This is a genomic window from Okeania sp. SIO2B9 (assembly GCF_010672505.1).
In the GTDB taxonomy this organism is placed as follows: Bacteria; Cyanobacteriota; Cyanobacteriia; order Cyanobacteriales; family Microcoleaceae; genus Okeania; species Okeania hirsuta.
On record NZ_JAAHGK010001733.1, the window covers coordinates 1 to 1202 of the forward strand.

Sequence of the window (1202 nt, forward strand, 5' to 3'; positions counted from 1 at the left end):
TCCATTCTTGAATCGAAAACCGAGAAGGAATTATGTGGTGAGGATGGCGAATATAACCATACCAATAATAAATTCTGAGTCACTTAGAATCTCACTATTAGTTGCTCCTGTTAACTTCATGGGAACATAAACTAAACAAGCAAAGCCTACAAATATTACTAAAGAAATTATTAAAGTTTTCAGAGAATGATTTTTATGTGCATATCTCAATAATATAGGAATAAACAAACACCCTGGTAAAAAACCAACTAAAAATTGTAAGAGACAGGCCAATCCAAAAAATAAGTACCCTCTAAACCAGTTATTACAAAAGCAATAATAAATTCCCCAAATTGCCAATCCCATTGCGAAAATACTAGGAGTTGGTTCAGTTCTAAAAATGCTTGTATATCCAACTGTTGCTTCTAAGTTATGTGTATTTAAAACCAAAAAAGCCAGTAGTGCTCCTGATAAAATAGAATGACCAAACTTTTTCCCTATAAGATACAAGCCTGTTACAAGGGAGGAAAAAGCCATTATATAGTAAAGTAAGTAGGTCAAGGATAAACCTAAACCTAAGCTAGCTGTTAAAGATATTAATTTTTGATGGTAGTATCTTGGTGTAAAGTTTAAGAATTCTTGAACATAAAAATCTTTACTATAAATTTGAGGATCGATGAAAGCTTGAACATATGGAACGTCAAGTGCTACATTTTGGGAAGAGTTAAAAGAATAACCATAAAGAATCAGTGAACCAGTAATTACAAGTATATAGATAGCAACTTGTCTTGGTAAATTAGTTTTTGTGAATATCATTGATATATATGTGTCTAAATCTAATACAATTTCACTAAATGGCTGTCACACATAAAGCCTCTATTTGTGACTTATTTAAAGTAAAATTGTATAAGATAATGGATCTTGTATGATAAGATTAGATCGTGTTAAATTTTGTGTAAAACCCTGATGCTGATTCTCTAGTGCTAATATTACTAATTGAGGTGAACAAAAATCTTTTGAACAGACAAAGCATCGATGTCCTAGATTAAGCATTATCGCGCTGTTTAAACCTCTAATCAGCTTTGTTTATGGTGAGCGTTATCGGTGGTGAATCGTAAATCTTACATCCAGATGATGGAGGGAGAAGCTCAAGAAGGAGAAAAATTAGGACGTATGAGAGTCATAGTACAGGATAATGGCCTTATACACAAATGTCAGGAAGT

Annotated in this window: 1 protein-coding gene; it reads right to left on the bottom strand. The window is 32.4% G+C overall.

The window, feature by feature from the left end; genetic code table 11:
- Positions 1-30 precede the first annotated feature (30 nt).
- Positions 31-795: a hypothetical protein gene (locus tag F6K13_RS34045; protein ID WP_287290073.1), complete on the bottom strand. Its 765-nt coding sequence runs from the start codon at positions 793-795 to the stop codon at positions 31-33.
- Between the last annotated feature and the right edge of the window lie 407 nt (positions 796-1202).